Source organism: Vibrio sp. 2132-1, assembly GCF_033344315.1.
Genome location: NZ_JAWPON010000450.1, coordinates 1 through 639, shown reverse-complemented (window position 1 = coordinate 639; position 639 = coordinate 1). Strand labels below are relative to the sequence as shown.

Sequence of the window (639 nt, the reverse complement as noted above, 5' to 3'; positions counted from 1 at the left end):
CAGTAACTCGCGCTCCATACGGACAATCACTGGATGGTTGTCATACAGCGTGTCATCCAGATCGAATGTCATGGCCTTAATCGGCTCGATACGGCGGTAAAATTTCATGCTTTGGCTCACTCCCCGTTCTTTTTGCGTGCGCGTGGGTGGGCTTGGTCATACGCTTGCGCTAGATGCTGGAAATCCAAGTGTGTGTAGATCTGGGTCGTCGATATGTTCTCGTGACCTAAAAGCTCTTGCACCGCACGTAAGTTGTTGCTCGACTCCAGCATGTGCGTGGCAAATGAGTGGCGCAACTTATGTGGGCTAATGTGACTGGCTACAGACTGTTTTTGTCCCCACTCGGCCATGCGTTTTTGCACGCTACGGTGCGAAATACGGGTTCCGAGTTTAGACACAAACAATGCAGGTTCACCTGGCGCTGCTAAGTCACCACGAACGCGTAGCCACTTACCAACCCATTCCGTTGCCATCCCCGAAAAAGGCACTTTACGTTCTTTGTCACCTTTACCGATAACACGAAGCTCACCACTGCGCAGCTGCACATCTCGCACATCCACACTGACCAATTCGGCTAAACGCAGGCCGGCACCGTACATCAGCTCCATCATTGCGCGATCGCGGATCGCCAATGGGTCA

The 639-nt window shown here is 52.6% G+C and carries 1 protein-coding gene and 1 pseudogene; both read right to left on the bottom strand.

The window, feature by feature from the left end:
• Nucleotides 1-108: pseudogene (locus tag R8N47_RS25980) on the bottom strand (2-haloalkanoic acid dehalogenase); the annotation flags it as partial.
• Nucleotides 109-116: 8 nt separating this feature from the next.
• The coding region (locus tag R8N47_RS25975; protein ID WP_318186202.1) for a tyrosine recombinase XerC at nucleotides 117-639 on the bottom strand (523 nt) is incomplete at its 5' end.